Annotated in this window: 15 protein-coding genes; 6 read left to right on the top strand and 9 right to left on the bottom strand. The window is 38.8% G+C overall.

Annotation, left to right across the window (positions count from 1 at the left end):
- Window positions 1–234: 234 nt before the first annotated feature.
- Genes PVK70_RS07255 through PVK70_RS07270 form a run of 4 tightly spaced genes read right to left on the bottom strand, consistent with a single transcriptional unit; the run spans window position 235 to window position 2,989 of the window.
- Window positions 235–642, bottom strand: a complete 408-nt coding sequence (locus tag PVK70_RS07255) for a type IV pilus modification PilV family protein (RefSeq protein ID WP_130047297.1) — start codon at window positions 640–642, stop codon at window positions 235–237.
- The gene (locus tag PVK70_RS07260; protein WP_130047296.1) at window positions 632–1,876 is read right to left on the bottom strand and encodes a hypothetical protein; all 1,245 of its coding nucleotides are present in this window, start codon (window positions 1,874–1,876) and stop codon (window positions 632–634) included. The genes PVK70_RS07255 and PVK70_RS07260 overlap by 11 nt, the downstream gene beginning before the upstream one ends.
- Window positions 1,876–2,496 (bottom strand): PilW family protein, encoded by a 621-nt coding sequence (locus tag PVK70_RS07265; protein ID WP_130047295.1) that lies wholly within the window; start codon window positions 2,494–2,496, stop codon window positions 1,876–1,878. Before PVK70_RS07265 ends, PVK70_RS07260 begins: the two co-directional genes overlap by 1 nt.
- A complete protein-coding gene (locus PVK70_RS07270; RefSeq protein WP_130047294.1) occupies window positions 2,474–2,989 on the bottom strand; it encodes a GspH/FimT family pseudopilin in 516 nt (171 codons plus the stop codon). The genes PVK70_RS07265 and PVK70_RS07270 overlap by 23 nt, the downstream gene beginning before the upstream one ends.
- 97 nt (window positions 2,990–3,086) lie before the next feature.
- Between PVK70_RS07270 and PVK70_RS07275 the strand changes: the two genes are divergently transcribed.
- Complete coding sequence (locus tag PVK70_RS07275) at window positions 3,087–3,524, top strand: type IV pilin protein (protein WP_130047293.1); 438 nt, start codon at window positions 3,087–3,089, stop codon at window positions 3,522–3,524.
- Between the two features lie 43 nt (window positions 3,525–3,567).
- Here PVK70_RS07275 and chrA read toward each other — a convergent pair whose 3' ends face one another.
- Complete coding sequence (chrA, locus tag PVK70_RS07280; RefSeq protein ID WP_130047292.1) at window positions 3,568–4,719, bottom strand: chromate efflux transporter; 1,152 nt, start codon at window positions 4,717–4,719, stop codon at window positions 3,568–3,570.
- A 49-nt stretch (window positions 4,720–4,768) separates the two neighbouring features.
- Between chrA and PVK70_RS07285 the strand changes: the two genes are divergently transcribed.
- Window positions 4,769–5,761, top strand: coding sequence for a LysR family transcriptional regulator (locus PVK70_RS07285; protein ID WP_130047291.1), 993 nt, complete (start codon window positions 4,769–4,771; stop codon window positions 5,759–5,761).
- A gap of 25 nt (window positions 5,762–5,786) precedes the next feature.
- Here PVK70_RS07285 and PVK70_RS07290 read toward each other — a convergent pair whose 3' ends face one another.
- From PVK70_RS07290 to PVK70_RS07305, 4 genes are all read right to left on the bottom strand, one after another.
- Complete coding sequence (locus PVK70_RS07290) at window positions 5,787–5,975, bottom strand: YqaE/Pmp3 family membrane protein (protein ID WP_005417846.1); 189 nt, start codon at window positions 5,973–5,975, stop codon at window positions 5,787–5,789.
- 112 nt (window positions 5,976–6,087) lie between these two features.
- Window positions 6,088–7,119 carry a 2,3,4,5-tetrahydropyridine-2,6-dicarboxylate N-succinyltransferase gene (gene dapD / locus PVK70_RS07295; protein ID WP_130047290.1) on the bottom strand — a complete coding sequence of 344 codons (1,032 nt, stop codon included), beginning with the start codon at window positions 7,117–7,119 and terminating at the stop codon, window positions 6,088–6,090.
- Window positions 7,120–7,338: 219 nt separating this feature from the next.
- Window positions 7,339–7,629: a YebG family protein gene (locus PVK70_RS07300; RefSeq protein ID WP_130047289.1), complete on the bottom strand. Its 291-nt coding sequence runs from the start codon at window positions 7,627–7,629 to the stop codon at window positions 7,339–7,341.
- An 85-nt stretch (window positions 7,630–7,714) separates the two neighbouring features.
- Complete coding sequence (locus tag PVK70_RS07305) at window positions 7,715–8,593, bottom strand: LysR substrate-binding domain-containing protein (RefSeq protein ID WP_130047288.1); 879 nt, start codon at window positions 8,591–8,593, stop codon at window positions 7,715–7,717.
- A gap of 133 nt (window positions 8,594–8,726) precedes the next feature.
- Here PVK70_RS07305 and PVK70_RS07310 point away from each other — a divergent pair, with 133 nt between their 5' ends.
- The 4 genes from PVK70_RS07310 (at window position 8,727) to recD (ending at window position 19,318) form a co-directional block, all read left to right on the top strand.
- On the top strand, window positions 8,727–9,716 hold the full coding sequence (locus tag PVK70_RS07310; protein ID WP_130047287.1) for a TDT family transporter: 990 nt from the start codon (window positions 8,727–8,729) through the stop codon (window positions 9,714–9,716).
- Between the two features lie 81 nt (window positions 9,717–9,797).
- Window positions 9,798–13,217: an exodeoxyribonuclease V subunit gamma gene (gene recC, locus PVK70_RS07315; protein WP_130047286.1), complete on the top strand. Its 3,420-nt coding sequence runs from the start codon at window positions 9,798–9,800 to the stop codon at window positions 13,215–13,217.
- A gap of 463 nt (window positions 13,218–13,680) precedes the next feature.
- Entirely contained in the window at window positions 13,681–17,307 is a 3,627-nt protein-coding gene (gene recB / locus PVK70_RS07320; protein WP_130047285.1) for an exodeoxyribonuclease V subunit beta, read from the top strand.
- Window positions 17,300–19,318: an exodeoxyribonuclease V subunit alpha gene (recD, locus tag PVK70_RS07325; RefSeq protein ID WP_130047284.1), complete on the top strand. Its 2,019-nt coding sequence runs from the start codon at window positions 17,300–17,302 to the stop codon at window positions 19,316–19,318. Before recB ends, recD begins: the two co-directional genes overlap by 8 nt.
- Window positions 19,319–19,452 lie beyond the last annotated feature (134 nt).

Below are 19,452 nucleotides of genomic sequence, written 5' to 3' on the forward strand. Positions count from 1 at the left end.
GTATGAGCCTTTTTGCTATTTGCAGATTGAGAAAAGAGCAGCGGATTCCTCCACCATAAGAACACGCGTGTTGGGAGTTCGAATCTCTCCACCCCTGCCATATTAAAGAAGGCTCATATCGAAAGATATGAGCCTTTTTGCTATTTGCAGATTGAGAAAAGAGCAGCGGATTCCCCCACCATAAGAACACGCGTGTTGGGAGTTCAAATGTCGAATTACTCTTATGTTTAATTATTAATCAAATTCATTGTATTTAGATATGATGGTTTCTAAGGTTACGAACTCTTTATTTCCATGTCTTGTGTCCCAAGCGCTAGATATTGTGATGTGCTTTGCCGAGGCTGAAATTATGTTATCCACATTCCAAGCTAACGTATATGTAACACCATTGGTTGTAATTTCGTCTGACGATGTATTAATTGAATTATAAGTAATAGTTTCACCAGCGCCAGAGGTTGAGCGACTACGAAACTTTTCTAATTGGGTTTCTGCGTTATAGAGAGCTTCAATACTTCTGGTTGCATATTCGGATTTAAGTTCGATAAATGTTTGTAATTTTAATAACCCTAAAGCACCAATACCAATGATGGTAAATGAAATCATGATTTCAAGAAGACTAAATCCTTTTTGTTTAGAGATCATTCCAAGACCCTTTTTGCCAAATGAAATTATTATATTCTTCTTTACGGGCTGCCCTTTTATATTTAAATACGATAGATCCTCTAAGTAATGTCGAGGAGTTTGGAGTATCTAGAATTAATCCACCCGTTGGAACAAAGGCTCCAGCTTGAAAGTGAGAAACTGTCTTTTTATCATCGCTTGTTAGAGTGTTGGCACTAACCATACCATCCCAATTGGTCGTTAAGTCTAGACCTAGTGCATGGTGATATAGGTGATAGACTGATCCATAAAAATTTACAGCACTGAAAATCCCAAGAACGCCATCTTCAACCACAAGATTTCGAGGTGTTTTTGGTAATGATGTTAGTGAATGTCCATCACCGAGGTCACAATTGCCGATTACCCATACTTTATCGCTGCTAGCAAACGCATTAGCAATTAGATCGTCACAATTTATTTTGCTACCACTAATGACGGTATATTCATTTTTTATTTCTGCTAATTTGGAGCGAGGTTTTTGAAAAAACGCCTCAAATGGGTCATAGTGAGTTTCTTGTATATAATCAGAAAGAAAGTTACTGGAGGTCGTTGGATCATCTGTTTTAGATGATATATTAATATTTGATTTTGTGGACGTATGGCATGTTCCTTTATAGCCATCGTATGGGCCATTATCTTCAGGGTTTAGCGTTTTTAATCCAGAACCTGAGAATCGATAATCGATGTATCCAGTATATTTAATCGCAACACATTTATCTTTATCATCAATTTTATCACCTGTAACGTCTGGATAGACATTTAAGGACCCATCTATTATTAGATTACCTCTAGCTTGTATTGCGCCATCCCCATAAGTAATTTTAGGTATAATACTTTTTTTAATCAGCTCTTTATTATGTTGTTCATAGGTTAGTTGATAAGTCATTACTGAGCTTGCTGAAGATACAGCTTTTGCATAAAGGCTCTCAATCGGAGAGTTGATACCGCAGCCGGATTTTAAATTATCATATTCTGTTGAGCTGTTATTTTTTGATAGAAGAGATGGTTCAGTTTTAGTCTCACTAATAAAAGTAAATAAACACTCAATAGCTCCCTCAGCTCTCCAGTGACCTTGTTTTGCTAAAACTTCATTTTGCGATCTTTTGATTTGATAAAAAGTACTTTTATAAGTGCCTAAAGATAAAATTAAAGCAGCTAGGATAAGCAGTGAGGTCATTATTAGAACAACGGCACCTTTTTCACTATTTATCTTCATTATTGCCAATTCCTTTGTTTTGCACTGAAACTCAAGCTTTTTGTCATTGTTGGTATATTCACTAAATTTGCATCAAGTCGAATATCTATAATGGATGACATAGCAGCGCTCGTGACTAGTGGGGTGCTAACTATTGAAAAAGCAGTTACATGTATATTTCTTGAGTCAAAAAGTGAATTGCAATCACCAATTTCAGATATTTCTTTTCGATTATTTATAAGCGTTTTTTCTTCGCAAATTTTTAATTTCTTATCTACTGGAGAGTACTTATATACGATGTTTTGATATGTTTTTTGTGCGCCAGACATTCTTCGATGATATGCAAAACCAACACTGTCTGAGGTTATCTCTATAACATTTACGGCTCCCGATAATTTAATCGATTGTCCATCAGAACCATCGTAGCCAGCTCTTTGGATATCTTCTTTTATTATTTGCATCGTGCTAGTTAAATTTTGTATTAGTAGGAGTTCTAGTCCCCGTTCTTTTGCTACACGTTGACCATTAATAAAAATAGAGCCGACAAGGCTGATAGCAATAACTCCGATAAAGGAGGCAATAAGAAGTTCAATCAGAGAGGCGCCTTGCTGTTTATATTTATGAACAGGAGTTATAGCCATAAAGAGTTCCACTTGTATTGTCGTAGCATATTTTAATTCTGCCTGGTGGATTAGACAGAAGAACCTTTAATTCTTTTGTTGTGTCAGCATTTGGATGGAAGCTAAATGAACCTGGAGCTGGTCGTCCTCGTATTCCTTCAAATTTTGTTTTTTGATGTGTATATGTATGTTTTAAGGTTATGCCTTTGAAGTTACTACCATCTAAATAAGCAATCATATTTCCAGAAAGAGCTGATGAATCTCTTAATGTTAAATTCCATGAACCAGCCTTACTTTCTTCTGTTTTAGGAAATGAAATATGAACCCATAAATCTTTATTTTTTAGTACAGCTTCTGATTTAGCTTGAATTAAAAACCCATTGAGTTCTGTTGCTAAACGTTCCATTTTGACACTGTTATTTATGGTATTGAAGTTTGGGGCTGCAACAGATAATAGGATTGCTAAAACGGTAACCGTAATTAAAAGCTCTAGTAAGGTAAACCCGCGATTCATCTCTCAATTTCCTTTGTAACTTATTGATAGAGCAGCAATAATGCTTGCGAAAATTATATCAAGTATTAAAAATATAAAGATGCTATATAGAGGATAAATGGAAATGATTCTAATAAATAAATGTAATTCTAAACGTAATCATACAAGAGGTATGACATTGGTCGAATTAATGGTTGTAATTGCAGTTATAGGTATTTTGTCTGCCATTGCTTATCCTACATATACACATCATATTTTAAAAACGAATAGAATTGCAGTATTGGCGGACATCGCAAAGATTCAATTAGAAATCGAGGAGAAGTATATAAATAGTTATTCTAGTATTGCATCATCAATAGTCAGCGGGGGAACGTGTTCTTTTTGTAGTACGCAATTAGATAAGTATACGTTAAGTTTCGAGGATTTGACCGCTACGACCTACACAATTAAAGCTGTACCTAAAAATGAACAACGAAATGATACCTGTGCCAGCAATACCTATAATGAAATTACGCTTAATCAGTTTAATGTGGCAAGCCCTAATGAATGTTGGTAAATAAAGGTGAGTATTTATAATAACCCACCTTTTTATTCATTAATCACCCAACAAAAGGCAGTAGAGCACCAGCAGCAATAAAGAAGCTAACCAATCCAATAATAGGAAGTTTCAATACCTTTAACAATGCAAAACCAATGATAACTAAAGCCATATCTAAACCAGAATTTACAGCACTGGTAAAGACAGGATCATATAAAGCAGAGATCAGTAAACCTACAACGGCAGCATTAATCCCAACAATTGCCCCAGAAAGAGCTGGTTTTTTAGCAAGCACTTGCCAGTGGTTAAATACCCCAAGAACCAATAAGAAGCCAGGTAAGAAAATAGCAACAGTTGCTACTAAAGCACCAAGAACTGGTTGCTCACTCCATAGCTCGTAACCTAAGAAAGTAGCAAAGGTAAACATAGGGCCAGGAACAGCCTGGGCTGCAGCGTAACCTGTTAAAAAGCTGTCAGTACTGACTTGGTCGCCAACAATATTTTGTAGTAATGGTAGTACAACATGACCGCCACCAAATACTAAACTACCGGCTTGGAAAAAGTCTGAAAATAAACCAAGTAGTGGTGAATGGCTGATAACTGCTGGTAATACAAAAAAGCATAAAGCAAAAATAATGAGAGGGAGCCAATTGATGCCTTTTGAGTCTTGTTCAATTTGCTCTTTATCATCTGATTTTAGGTAAAAGCGTCCAATCAGTGCTGCAATCAATAACGCGATTAATTGAGTGGTGATAGATGGCACAACAAGTAATAATGTTGCTGTCATTATACAAAGTAGGATCGTGAGTTTATCTTTACAGAAGCTTTTATACATCCCCATAATAGCATCAGCTACGACGACGACAGCGAGTAGTTTTAAGCCATGAATAACGCCTTCAAAAACAGCATTACCAAAAAATGAGTGACTGATATTCGCAAGTAATACCATGATAAGAATAGACGGTAATGTAAAGCTAATTGAAGCTAATAAAGCACCTAAAAGACCTTTGCGGTGGTAGCCTAACGCGAAACCTACTTGGCTTGAGCCCGGACCTGGTAAAAATTGACTTAATGCGATTAATTGAGCGTATTCTTCTTCACTAATCCATCCACGTTTTTGAACAAATTCATTTCGAAAATAACCAATGTGAGCAGCTGGCCCACCAAAGCTTACCCAACCTAATAAAAAAAATCGTTTAAATATTTCAAACATAATCTACTCAGCTTTTGATGTGTGATCCAATTTTGGATATTCAATTTTGATGAGTTCAAGATTACGAGTTACTATAAAATTATTCAAATCGATTATATTACTATTAACTATGAATGAAATTAATTGGAAGGCGGTAGACTTAAATTTATTAGTCGCTTTTAGCACTTTAATGGAAACCAAAAGCGTTTCACTAGCTGCAAATAAATTGTTTGTGGGTCAATCAGCGATGAGTCATAGCCTTGCTCGTTTACGTGAACTATTAAATGATCCTTTGTTTGAAAGACAAGGACATCAAATGATCCCTACAGCAAAAGCGATTCAATTATATCCTTTAGTTAATAAAGTATTACAAACGATCTCTGGTGATATTTTAAAGGTGGATACGTTTGAAGCGAGTGAGTTTACTGGTACTTTTAAAATAGGGATGACGGATTACGCAGAGCTTCTTTTTGCCGCTGATATTTTTGATGCCATTCATCGATTAGCACCAAATGCACAACTTTGTTTTACTACGGTAGATAAAGCTAACTATCAAGATCGTTTTGATTCAGAACCATTAGATCTGGTTATCGGAAGTATGAAACCTGAGTTGAAAGAATTTCAATATCAAACGTTATACACAGAAAAACACGTATGTATGTGGGATGGACAGCGGCACCCGTTTAGCACGCCAATCAGTCTTGATGATTATATTTCTTTGCCTCACGCATTAGTCAGCCCTGATGGAGCATTAAAAACAGGGGTAGATAAAGAGTTAAAAGCGTTAGGTGTGAATCGTGCTGTTAGCGTGGCATCTAAACATTTTTTAACCATCAGACATTTAATGAAAAAAAGAGATTTAATTTGTGTGGTACCTGAGTTGATGGCTCAATTAGATCTTTTCTCTGAAAAATTAGTGCATTCAGAGCCTCCAATTAATGTGGGGGAGTTTGATATTCAATTGATTTGGCAAACAAGAAATAAAGAAAACAAACGCTATCAATGGCTCAAAGAATTACTTATTCAAACCATTGAAAAAAGCGTGATTACTTATAGGACATAAATTCTGTGCTTTTGGGATTTAATTGTTATCGCCCAAAAGCGTCTTTAATTTTTTCATCGGTTTTATATTGGCTTAGCGCATAAACCGACCAAATAGCTGCAGGGATCCAACCGATTAAAGTTATTTGTAAGATAAGACAAATGATGCCGCTAAATGGACGACCTATCGTGAAAAACTGTAACCAAGGCAGTAATAAAGCAAGTAATAGTCTCATTGAGTTTCCTATATAAATAAAAAATGGCCAGCAACTATTTAGTTACTGGCCATAATACTATCTTGGTCTTAATGAATAGAGCATGAATATACTCAGGCCATTAGACTAAAAATTAGTTATTGCTGTGCAATTCGCTATTTAGTTCAACCGCAGATTTATTCGTTAAACATTCGATTTGACCAGTGATAGAGTTGCGACGGAATAGAAGGTCTGTTTTACCAGCAAGATCACGAGCTTTCGCAATTTCAACTTCTTTGCCTTGATTATCTAGCATGCTTACTTTTGTGCCAGCAGTAACATATAGGCCTGATTCAATCGTACAACGATCACCCATTGGGAAACCAAGACCGGCATTAGCACCAAGTAGACAGTTCTCACCAATAGAGATAACCATCTTACCGCCACCAGAAAGTGTACCCATGATAGAAGCACCACCGCCGATATCTGAACCATTGCCAACAACAACACCCGCAGAAATACGGCCTTCAACCATGCTAACACCCGTAGTACCAGCATTAAAGTTGATGAAACCTTCGTGCATAACTGTTGTTCCTTCACCTACATGAGCACCTAGGCGAACACGTGAAGTATCAGCAATACGAACACCAGTAGGAACCACGTAATCCACCATTTTAGGGAATTTATCAACGCAATCTACAGTTAGTGTTTCACCAGCTAGGCGAGCTTCGATTTGACGATCAGCAAGTTCAGGTAAATCGATTGGACCTTGGTTAGTCCATGCGATGTTATGTAGAAGACCAAAGATACCATCAAGTACAGTACCGTGTGGTTTAACTAAACGGTTAGAGATAAGTTGAAGTTTTAAGAAACCTTCAGCAACTGATTGAGGTTGCTCATCAGTCGCTAGCACAACAAGAACAAGAGGTTGTTTAGATTGAACTGCTTTTTCTGCAAATGCTGCGTTTGCAATATCGCCGTTTGCGGCAAATGCATTAGCAAGTTCAGTACAAACTTCAGAAGAAATTTCGATAGCTTGGTTGCCTTCAGCATAACCACTTGCTTGAGCAATAGAGTTAACTAGTGCTTCAGAAGGGTTTAATACTGGGTGTGGGAAAAATGCTTCAATGATTTTATTGTCGCGGTTTTTTGTTGCGGTACCAAAGGCAAGAGCAAAATGAGCCATGTAATGATTCTCCATTTCCATATAATTATGAGTATTTAAAAATAAATCTTACTTCACATCATAAAGAGAGTTGCTGTGATATAGAAGGGCGAAAGTAAGAAATATTTACGATGCAGGGAGAAAAAGTGTAAGAAAAGGGGATTAATCGTTAGGGAGTTGAAAATAAAATAGCAGCTCACTAAGCTGCTATTTATATTTTAAAATGTGTTTTTTGTAGAATTAAGCCGCGTCAGACTCTTCGTTTTTTACTGCTTCAATCTTTGCTTTTTTAGGTGCTGGTTTACGTTTAGCACCAAGAGCAACAAGCAGATCTTCTTTATGTTTTGCAAGATATAAAGACATCTCTTCTTGTTTTGCTTCATCTTCAATTAATTCACTTTCGCCTAGAAAAGTAAAAATCTCATCTGCGATATCAAGCATTTTGTCATAAGCATCGGCTTCCGATTTAGAGGTAAAAGTCATCTTCTCTTCTCCGTTGCGCTCAACTACATATTTGACGATAACAGCCATGGTCGTCTCTCCTATTTAATTAACTGGTGTTTTATACAGTAAGCAGGCTTATGTGTCCACTTAGAGAAACGAAAGTTAGATAGAGTTAACTTTCCTCACAATAAGCGAGGAATTGTTGTAATAAGGGTGTTTGATATTTTTCTTTATGAAGTAGTAACCAGTATTGGCGAGTTAATCGTTTTTCATAAGAAATTTTAACTAGGCGTCCATCATTAATGGCATTTTGTGCTGCGAGTTGAGAAATACATGCTAATCCCATGTTTTCAGAACAACAATTAATGATAGCCTCAGTTGTATGAAGTTGTAATGATTCATGCCAATCATTTAAATTAGCGGCGATATGATTAATAAAATATTCACGGCTACCCGAACCTTCTTCTCGTAGTAACCATGTCGAATGATCTAAATCATCGAGAGATACTTGATTCTTAGTTGCCAAAGGATGAGAAGGGGCGCACACTATATACATATCGTCAGATTGCCACTCAATCATATTTAGTTTGGGATGATGCGCTTTACCCTCTACCAAACCGATATCAAGCTGAAACTCTAGCAGTCGATTAATAATTTGTGCAGTATTTGAAATAAACAGTTGCTGAATATCGCAAGGGTGTTGCTGCTGAAATTGACTGAGTAATACCGGCGCAATGTGATTACCAATGGTGTCACTAGCGCCAATGTTTAAGGAACCCGTCAACTGACTATCTGCCGTAAATTGGTGCTCGATAGCCTCTGCTCGTTCTAGTAATTCGTCTGCTAAAGGAAGAAGTTGGCGGCCTTCACTATTTAACACTAATCGATTATTTACACGGTCAAAAACTTTGTAACCAAGGTTTTTCTCAAGCTCAGAAAGCGAAAGGCTCACTGCAGGCTTAGTGATGAAAAGTCGCTCTGCTGCTTTAGTCATTGTTTTTTCTTGGGCAATAGCAGTAAATACATTGAGCTGTTTTAGTGAAATTCTCATGACAGGAAGTCCTAATAAATAAACCTTAAGTCGTTTAGTTAATATTAACGTAACCTTAAGTTTATTCAAATTTTATTAATGCTTAGCAAGAAGTAAAATAGCTTCATCGTTAAATAGTAAAGAGAACAATGTCATGCTTAATTACACAAAACAAAAAGTAGCAGGTGCTCCAACGCCAATGGCAGGGTTAGCTCTTGGGATTGCAAGTCTAGGTTGGTGTTGGGAAAATGCATTGCCGCTCAATGGCTATGCGCAATGGATCTCAGCAGCAATCGCTTCAGTATTATTACTGGTATTAGCGATTAAATTTTTATTACACCCAACGGTATTATGGAGCGAACTTGCTCATCCTGTTGTAGGTAGTGTTGCTCCAACTTTTGCTATGGGCACAATGGTGGTATCTAGTAGCATTGGTCATTTTTATCCAGCGGCTGGGGATGCGTTATGGCTTGCTGCAATCGCACTTCATATTATTTTCTTAGTCTCTTTTATTTACCACAGAGCAAAAGATTTTGAATTGCATCATATGGTGCCTAGTTGGTTTGTTCCACCAGTAGGTTTAGTGGTTGCTGATGTTTCTTTTTCAGGTAATCCAGCATTAGCACCTGTCGCACATTGGGTTCTTATGTTTGGTTTGGTTATCTATGCAATCATGCTACCAATTATGATTTATCGTTTGATTTTTAGTCATGAAGTACCGGATGCAGCAAAACCAACCATCGCAATCATGGCGGCACCAGCAAGTTTATCGTTAGCAGGTTATTTAACGGTGACAGCTTCACCATCACCTGTGATTATTGCACTTCTATTTGGTATTGCTGTGTTAATGACAAGCGTAATTTACATGGCTTTCTTTAAATTAATGAGATTACCATTTAGCCCAGGTTATGCTGCATTTACCTTCCCTATGGTGATTGGTGCAACGGCATTATTTAAAACCGCGAACTGGATGCTATCTCAAGGTGTTGCTACTAATTATGTATACCAAGTAAGAACATTGGCGGTAGTTGAGTTAGTGGTTGCTACTTGTGTCGTGAGTTATGTCGCTGCACATTATTTAGCGCATTATCGTCCAATTACTCGTATGGCAAATCGTTTAGTAAGTCCTAAACATGCACACTAATTAATACGCTTTTTTTCTCTTAAAACACATCCAGTTACGTTAAGCTATAGAGACTTTCATTTCTTTATAAGCGAGCTGGGTGTGTTTACTGTTTATCATTCAAATCAACTTGATGTTCTTAAATCACTTGTCGTTGAATTAATTCGTCTTAACCCTCTAGATAACCCATTTGAGCATGAGCAGATCCTCGTTCAAAGTCCGGGCATGTCACAATGGCTTAAAATCGAACTCGCAAAAGAGTTAGGTATTGCCGCTAACCTTACTTTTCCTCTTCCTGCTACTTTTATTTGGGATCTGTTTACTCAGGTACTTGATGATGTGCCAAAGCGCAGTGCTTTCCATAAAGAAGCGATGACTTGGAAGATAGTGACATTATTACCTGAGTTATTAAAACAAGATGAATTTGCACCTCTACAGCGCTATTTAGAAAATGATGAAAACCAACTTAAGTGCTACCAATTAGCTGCAAAAATTGCCGATATCTTTGACCAATATTTAGTATTTCGCCCAGAGTGGATCCAAAAGTGGGAAGCGGGTGAAGAGGTCGTAGATCTCGAAGGTGAACACCCTTGGCAGCCTATTTTATGGCGAGCGTTATATGATCAAACCTTAGCGCTTGGTCATTCGCCTTATCATCGTGCCAATATGTTTGAACACTTTATTGAAACGTTAGATAACTATTTGCAAACGGGCACCTTGCCAAAAGGGATGCCTAAGCGTTTGTTTGTGGTGGGCATTACTTCACTTCCTCCTCGTTATTTAGATGCGCTTGCGGCGTTAGGTCAGCATATTGATGTGCATTTAATGTTTACCAATCCTTGCCGTTATTACTGGGGAGAAATTCGAGACAGAAAATACCTTGCTCGTTTAGAAGCCCGTAATCGCCTGCAAGTTAAATGGCTAGATGATCATAGTGAGCATATTGGTGATTCCGAACAATTAAAAGGATCGCTTGATGCGAATTTTGAGGATGAATTACATACTTCTGAAGTGGGGAATTCTTTGCTTGCCTCGTGGGGGAAATTAGGCAGAGATAACCTTTGTTTATTATCAGAAATGGAAGCACAGGAGATTGATGCCTTTGTCGACGTTGATAACGATAATCTGCTGCACTCCATTCAGTCTGATATTTTAAATCTTGAAGAGCGCAGTCGTGATGATGTGCTTGATAACAGTCAGCATAAACAGTCAATCAGTTCTAATGATCGTTCCATTCTTTTGCATTCGTGCCATAGTCCAATGCGAGAGGTCGAGGTTTTACACGATCAGTTATTGGATATGTTTGCTAATGACCCAGACTTAAAGCCGCGCGATATTATCGTGATGGTGGCAGATATCAATGTTTACAGTGCAGCGATTCAAGCGGTCTTTGGTAATGCGGCTTTTGACCGTTATATTCCTTTTGCCATTTCAGACCAAAGTGCCGAGCAAGAAAACCCAGTGTTGTTGGCTTTTATGAGCTTAATGGCGCTGCCTGAGAATCGCTGTGGCCTTTCGGAATTATTGAGTTTGCTTGAAGTTCCTGCGGTAATGTCTCGCTTTAAATTCAATGCCGAGCAATTTGAAATTGTGAAACGCTGGGCTGAAGAAACCGGTATTCGCTGGGGATTAGATAACAGCACATCTGCACAGTTTGATCTTCCTGAACACAATCAAAACTCTTGGTTATTTGGTATTCAACGCATGTTGCTTGGTTATGCGATGGAGCAAGGTGCTGGGCTATTCGAAGGCATGGCGAGTTACGAACAAGTGCAGGGCATGAATGCGGAAATTGCCGGTAACTTAGCGCAGTTTATTGATCAGCTTTTGACTTATCAGATCATCCTAGGCCAACCGCATACAATTACGACATGGCGAACCACCATCAACCAATTAATGGATGATTTTTTAGATGTTGAATTAGAAGGTGAATTGGTCGTTAAAAGCATTCGAGATCAACTGCAAAAGCTAGAAGAGAACTTAGAAGATGCGGGTTTTGATGCATCAATCTCTGCACCAATTATTAATAATTATCTGAAAAATAACTTATCTGGCGGTAAAGCGAGTCAACGATTCTTAGCCGGGCAAGTTAACTTTTGTACTTTAATGCCAATGCGTTCTATTCCATTTGATGTGGTGTGTTTGCTTGGGATGACGGATGGGTCTTACCCGCGAACCATGCCTGTTGAAGGTTTCGATTTAATGCAAAAACGCATGAAACCGGGTGACCGTTCACGTCGAGATGATGATAGATATCTGTTCTTAGAAGCACTGCAATCGGCAAATAAAGCATTTTATTTAAGTTATATTGGGCGTTCAATTCGCGATAACACAGAAAAAGCACCGTCAGTATTAGTCAGTGAGTTACTTGAATATTGCCAGCAAGGTTATTGCCTAGAGGGAGATAATGAGTTAAATCCTGAAGCATCCGCAAAACGCTTGGTTAAGCAATTAACCATAGAACACCCTCTGGTTCCTTATAGCCAACAAAGTTTTATTGGTGATAACACAAGCTATGCAAGCGAGTGGTTACCCACAGCTAAATTAGAAGGGGCCGCGGCACCTGAATTTCAGACTGCGCCATTAGTGTATGCACCCGAAACAAAAGAGCTAGAGTTGACTGAACTGCAACGTTTTTGGCGTTTACCTGTCGCTTATTTCTTTAATCGTGGCTTAAAAGTATTTTTTGAAACGGTAGAGAATCGAGTTGAAGATGATGAGCCATTTACCATCGATGGTCGTACTGGCTATGGTATGAAATCGGATCTACTGGAGGACTTATTGGCCTATGATGATCCTAACCATATATCTCAAATCTCTCGTGATTTTTATCAGCAGCAAAAAGCCCAAGGAAAATTACCGATTGGTAGTTTTGGTGAGATAGCTGCAGATAAAGAAGTGAACACCGTTAAAGATTTAGTGACCCATATTCAACCATTAACGACGTTACCATTAGACGATCAAGAAGTGCGTTTACGCTTTAGTTTCCCTCATGGTGAAATGGAACTGCAAGGTTGGTTAAAACAGCGTTATCAGGCAGGGATGCTGCGTTATCGTGGCGGTAAAATTCGTTCACATGAAGTTTTAGCAACCTGGATTGATCACCTATGTTTGTGTGCTATGGGCCAGCAGCAATTTACTCACCTATTTGGTACAGATGCAATTTATCATTTTGAAGCTATTGAGAAAGAAAAAGCGTACCAAGAATTAGAGACTATATTAAGCCTTTATATTTCGGGTAACTGTGCACCATTGCCTTATTTACCAAAAGCGGCATTAGCAGGGCTTGAAGCGCATTTTGATAAAAAAGGTGTGTGGAGTGATGACGAAGAAACGCAACAAAAAGCCCTGAAAAAAATGGCAGATGAATACAATGGTACTCGTTATGCGGGCGAAAATAGCAATGATTATGTCATGCGTATGTGGCCAGAATGGAATGATGATTTTGGTCAGGCTATTTTTGATAATGCTCAAAAGGTGTTACGCAATGCATTGTTGCATAGCGAGAAAGAAAAGTTATAAAGGGTAACGGTGGGTCATCAGTAGAAAGTAGGGTGGCCGCCAGTAAATCATTTTTAGTGTAGGGCGTTCGCTGTACGGCCACAGGTCAGAGGTTGACCGAATCCTGATTACAAGTGCACATTTAATGAGCTCTTTGTAATACCAATTCAGATATGCAGTTGTTCAGATTATTGCGCAGGAAAAATTGATTAAAATAAGGCATAAATTGAAGGAACTAGTGGGTCTAATTACAAAATTTATAACGCAATTATAATCGATTTTAACAAGCAAGAATGAGCGATTGCTTATTTGAGTTGGTATAATTTGGCGCTGAGTGTAACAAAGCATAAAAAGTGAACCGTGAGAAAGATCTCACATTGATAGCTTTATTAATTTTATTATCGTTGTTCCCAATGAATTACGATATGGATCACACAGATATCTTGTAAAAACAGGATGTTGATGTTTAAAACGGTGATGTTCGATGACGACAATCGCAGCTCCAAATCAATTGAATGCAATGACGTTTCCTTTGCATGGGACACGTTTAATTGAAGCTTCAGCCGGTACTGGTAAAACATTTACCATTGCCAGTTTGTATTTACGTTTATTGCTGGGACATGGCGAGGAAAATAGCCGTCATAGTGAAGAATTAACCGTAGATAGAATATTGGTAGTAACTTTTACAGAAGCGGCAACGGCTGAGTTGAGAGAGCGTATCCGAGCAAAAATACATGATGCTCGTTTAGCGTTTGCTCGTGCTGTTCATAATAATGATTATAAGAGCGGTGATCCGGTTATTGATCCACTGTTGGCTTCTATTGGTGATCATAAATCAGCTGCGCAGATCCTTTTGAATGCTGAACGCAGCATGGATGAAGCTTCAATCTTTACCATTCATGGTTTTTGTCAACGTATGCTAACTCAAAATGCCTTTGAGTCTGGTGCGCAATTTGAGAGTGAATTTGTTACCGACCAAGCGAAATTAATGCATCAAGTGGCTGCGGATTTTTGGCGTCGCAGTTTTTATCATCTACCAAAAATGGTGGCTGAAAGTGTTTATGATTGTTGGTCAAGTCCATCTGCTTTATTGGGTGATATGGGCAATAGTCTTACCGGTGTCCCAAAACATTTAACCGTTGAGCCTCTTGAGAGTTCATTAGAAGAATTTTGTCAGCAAGGCATTGCTCGTATTGATGAATTAAAAAAACAGTGGTCAGCACATTGTGTAGATTTTGAAGCCTTGATCTCAGGTTCGGGTGTGGATAAACGCAGCTACACCAAAAAGAATTTACCTAATTGGTTAGAGCAAGTGTCATCGTGGGCCAATAACCCAACCACCTCATTGCAAGTACACGATAAGCTAGAAAAGTTTTCTCAAGAATTATTGATTGAAAAAACCAAAAAAGGCGAAGCTCCAGAGCACGCCGTATTTACACTCATTGATGATTTTTTGGCTCAGCCATTAGAAATCAAGCAGCCACTACTCTCATTAGCGATTCATCAATGTCGTAAAACTTTGCAGCAAGCGAAAGAGCAAAAAAATTGGTTATCGTTTGATGATTTGCTTACTCAATTATCTCAAGCGACAGAAAATCAAGAGAACGCCTTATTGCTAGAAAAAATCCGTGAGCAATATCCAGTGGCGTTGATCGATGAATTCCAAGATACCGATCCGCTGCAATATTCGATTTTTAGTACGCTTTATCAAGATCAGCCACAGTGTGGTTTATTTATGATTGGTGATCCTAAACAAGCGATTTATGCTTTCCGTGGCGCAGATATTTTTACTTATATTCAAGCGCGTCGCCAAGTTGCAGATCATTACACCTTGGATACTAACTGGCGCTCAACCGCAGATATGGTGTCGTCAGTAAACCGTATTTTTGAACATGGCAAACAGCCTTTTTTGTACGACGATGATATTCCGTTTTACCCAGTAAAATTCAATCCTGTTAATGCCGAGCAAAAATCATGGGCGTTAGAGAATCAAACTCAACCCGCGATGACCTTTTGGTTGCAAGAGAGTAAAGATGGTAACCCGGTAAATAAAACCAGTTATCAGCGTGTGATGGCAGAATCAACCGCTGCACAAATTCAAACTATTTTGACTGGGGCGCAACAAGGCTTTGCGTATTTACAAAACGGAGAGAAAAAACAAGCCATCAAAGCGGGTGATATTGCGGTTCTGGTTCGTACTGGTAAAGAAGGTAAATTAGTTCGTGAAGCCTTATCAAAACAAGGTATCGCCAGTGTTTATTTATCTAACCGTGATAGTGTATTTTCTTCTCCATTAGCGAAAGATGTATTGCGTTTATTACAAGCGGCAATGACACCGACGGATGCGCGAGCGGTTCGTTCAGCATTAGCATCGTCATTATTTGCTTATACTGCGGATCAATTGCACCAGTTTAATGTCGATGAAATGCAGTGGGAGCAAGCAGTTAATGAGTTTCGTGCCTATCGTAAGCATTGGCTACAGCGCGGTATCATGCCGATGTTGCATCAAATCATTACCCAACAAGGTATTTCAGAGCGTTTATTAGCTGAAAATGGCGGTGAACGTCAACTGACTGATTTATTGCATATCGGCGAATTACTGCAACAAACCAGTCAAACTTTAGACAGTGATTATGGTTTATTACGTTGGTTGTCTGAGTCTATTTCAGAACCTAATGGTGATTCAGAAGAGCAGACGGTACGTTTAGAATCAGAGCGTAACTTGGTGCAAATTGTCACGATCCATAAATCGAAAGGATTGGAATATGACTTAGTCTTTTTGCCTTTTGTTTGCTCATATCGTGCGATAGACAAAAAAGGTGAAGTCAGTTTTTATGATGAAACGAATCGTTATTCGGTGCTAGATTTACTAAAAGAAGATGATTCTGTCGAAAAAGCAGAGAAAGAGCGTTTAGCCGAAGATTTACGTTTGATTTATGTAGCGCTGACTCGTGCGGTTTATGCTTGTTATATCGGCATGGCTCCTATCACTAAAGGTATTTCTAAAAAACCACCAACGGGTGTGCATTTATCGGGGTTAGGTTATCTCATTCAACAGGCAGACGAATGTAATGTTGAAGAGCTGCAAGTCTGTTTAGAAAAGTTGATTGCAGGCAATTCGCCTATGGTGATCCAATCACCTCAAACCATCACCGATGAGCTGTATCAAGAGGTTCAAGATGAGCATATTGAACTGTACGCTAATAAGTTAATTGAACCTGTGAAAAGTAATTGGTGGATGACCAGTTATTCTGGATTAGTCAAACAAGGCAATCACCATAATGATGCTTCATTAGAGCTTATTAATTTAGATATCGATTCAGCAGAAGATAAAGACGATAAAGAGTTGGATTTAGAGCCTGAACGCACCATATTTACTTTCCCTCGTGGAGCGAGAGCGGGTACGTTTTTACACTCATTGTTTGAAGAGGTTGAATTTACTCAACCAATTAACAGTGAAGAAAATACGCAAATCATCATTAAGCTACTAGAGAAAGAAAATTACGATGTGGAATGGCTAGAGGTCGTTCAAAACATGATGCAACGAGTGTTAGATTGTCCACTCGATGGTGAGAATTTACGTTTGGCAAGTAAAGGCCCAGCTCAACGCTTGGTTGAAATGGAGTTTTTACTTCCTATTAAATTACTGAACTCAAGTTTAGTAAATAAAACCATAGCGAAGCATGATGAAGTGTCTGCGAGAGCGGGGGAACTTGGCTTCTCGACCGTTAGCGGCATGCTAAAAGGCTTTATCGATTTAGTGTTTGAGCATGAGGGCAAATATTACGTTCTCGATTGGAAATCAAATCATCTAGGAGACTCTCCAGAATGTTACGGTGGCGATGCCTTAGTTGAGGCAATGCGAGATCATCGTTATGACTTCCAATACCAGTTATATGCTTTAGCGCTTCATCGATTCTTAAAAAGCCGTATTTCTGATTATGATTACGATACCCACTTTGGTGGTGCGTATTATATTTTCTTGCGTGGTGTTGAAGAGACACATGAAGGGCATGATGCAAATTCTAACGGTGTATTTTATTCAAAACCGAGTAAAGCTTTGTTAGAAGAGTTAGAGAAACTGGTAGATGGAGAAACAGTTGATGCTTAAGCAATTACAACACTTAATGGATCATGGCGTGCTACGCCCTTTGGATCTTCAATTTGCCAAGTTTATCGCTCAGCAAGAAAAAAACAGTGATAGTAATTTACTTATGCTGCTATCAGCCATTACGAGTCATGAGCTAGGTCGTGGTCATGTATGTATTGATATTGAGCAGATAGAGCAAGGGGAGCTCTTTACTCTTCCCGCAAAATATCGTGATGCGCTATTAGAGTTAGTCCCAGAAAGAAGCGCTTGGGCACAACAATTAATTAATGCATCAACCGTCTCAAATGGCACAGAGGCAACTCCTTTAGCTTTTGATGGTACTCGCTTGTATTTACAACGCTACTGGGCATTTGAGCAACGTGTGTCTAACCGTATTACTAAAGCTGCTCAAAGTGTGGCGGTAAATCCTCAGCTATCGAATACATTGAATGAGTTGTTTGCTCGTCAGTATCATTTTTTATTTTCAGCATTAAAAAAATTAGAGAATAACAATCAAGTTTCTCGCCAACAATTAGTGTGCGATATGCTTGATGTTGTGCAATCAGATGATCTTGATTGGCAGGCGATTGATACGGTGTTATTAGCCGCGACCAAATCTTCAGAACTCGAAACGTTAGATCAATTAATTCCAAATAGCCACTGTGTTAATTGGCAAAAAGTAGCAGCAGCAGTGGCGTTAACTCGTCGATTTTCTGTTATTTCTGGAGGTCCAGGTACGGGTAAAACAACCACAGTAACTAAGCTTTTGGCCTCCTTAGTGACGCAAGCTCAGCAGGATAATAAAAACATAGCGATTAAACTGGTTGCGCCAACGGGTAAAGCCGCGGCGCGTTTGACTGAGTCCATTGGTCAGGCGGTACAATCCATTGGTTTAGCACCAGAAGTGAAAGAAGCGATCCCGACTGATGCGAGTACACTGCATCGACTGCTTGGCTATATTCCCAATCAAGTGGATTTTCGTCATAACAAATCCAACCCGTTACATCTTGATGTATTGGTGGTGGATGAAGCGTCTATGGTCGATTTGCCTATGATGGCTCGATTGCTCGATGCGGTACCTGAACACGCACGTGTTATTTTATTGGGCGATAAAGATCAACTCGCTTCGGTTGAAGCGGGAGCGGTGTTAGGTGATATTTGTCAGTTTACTAAAATGGGTTACAGTCAGAATCAAGCTCAGCAATTATCTCAACTAACTGGCTTTAATCTACCGGCACAGTCACATAATAACGCCGTTGCAGATAGCTTATGTATGCTGCAAAAGAGTTACCGTTTTGATGCGCGTTCAGGTATTGGACAACTTGCCAAAGCCATTAATGAAGGCAGTAAATTTAAAGTAGAAGCTGTATGGGCCAAAGGGTTCTCAGATATTCGTTTTCATGATTTAAGCAATGATAGCTACAATGCAATGATTACAATGATGGTCAATGGTTATCGCAGTTACTTAGGTCATATTCACGCAGGTGATAAACCAGAAGTTGCATTAAAAGCCTTTAACCAAATTCAATTATTGTGTGCAATGCGAGAAGGGGATTTCGGCGTTGTTGGTTTAAATCAACGTATTGAAAAAGCGCTGAAGAAATCCGATTTAATTCCTCATGGTGATGAAATTTGGTACTCAGGTCGTCCTGTCATGGTGACGCAAAATGATTATGGTGTCGGTTTGTATAACGGTGATATTGGTATTGCGATGCCAGATCCTGTTGATCAGCGTTTACGTGTTTATTTTGATATGCCAGATGGTTCAATTCGTGGTGTGTTACCAAGCCAGTTACCTGAGCATGAAACCGTTTATGCCATGACGATCCATAAATCTCAGGGCTCTGAATTTGAACATACAGTATTGGCGCTACCCGCAGAGTTTAGTCCAATCTTAACGCGTGAGTTAATTTATACAGGTGTGACTCGTGCGAAGAAAAAGCTCGATCTGTTCGCAACAGAAAAAGTGGTGGCTCGAGGTGTTATGGTTAAAACTCAAAGAAATAGTGGCTTAACATCATTGATGAGTTAAGCAAATGACAGTGGTTGATAACGTAAATATTAACCGCTGTATTATTTCATATACGTAATAATGATTTTCTTCTTTAGCTCTAGTAAAGAATAAATAAATGCTTATAATTACGCCTCTAAAATTCGGAAGGAATG

It is taken from the genome of Aliivibrio sp. A6 (assembly GCF_028765505.1).
Taxonomy (GTDB): Bacteria; Pseudomonadota; Gammaproteobacteria; order Enterobacterales; family Vibrionaceae; genus Aliivibrio; species Aliivibrio finisterrensis_A.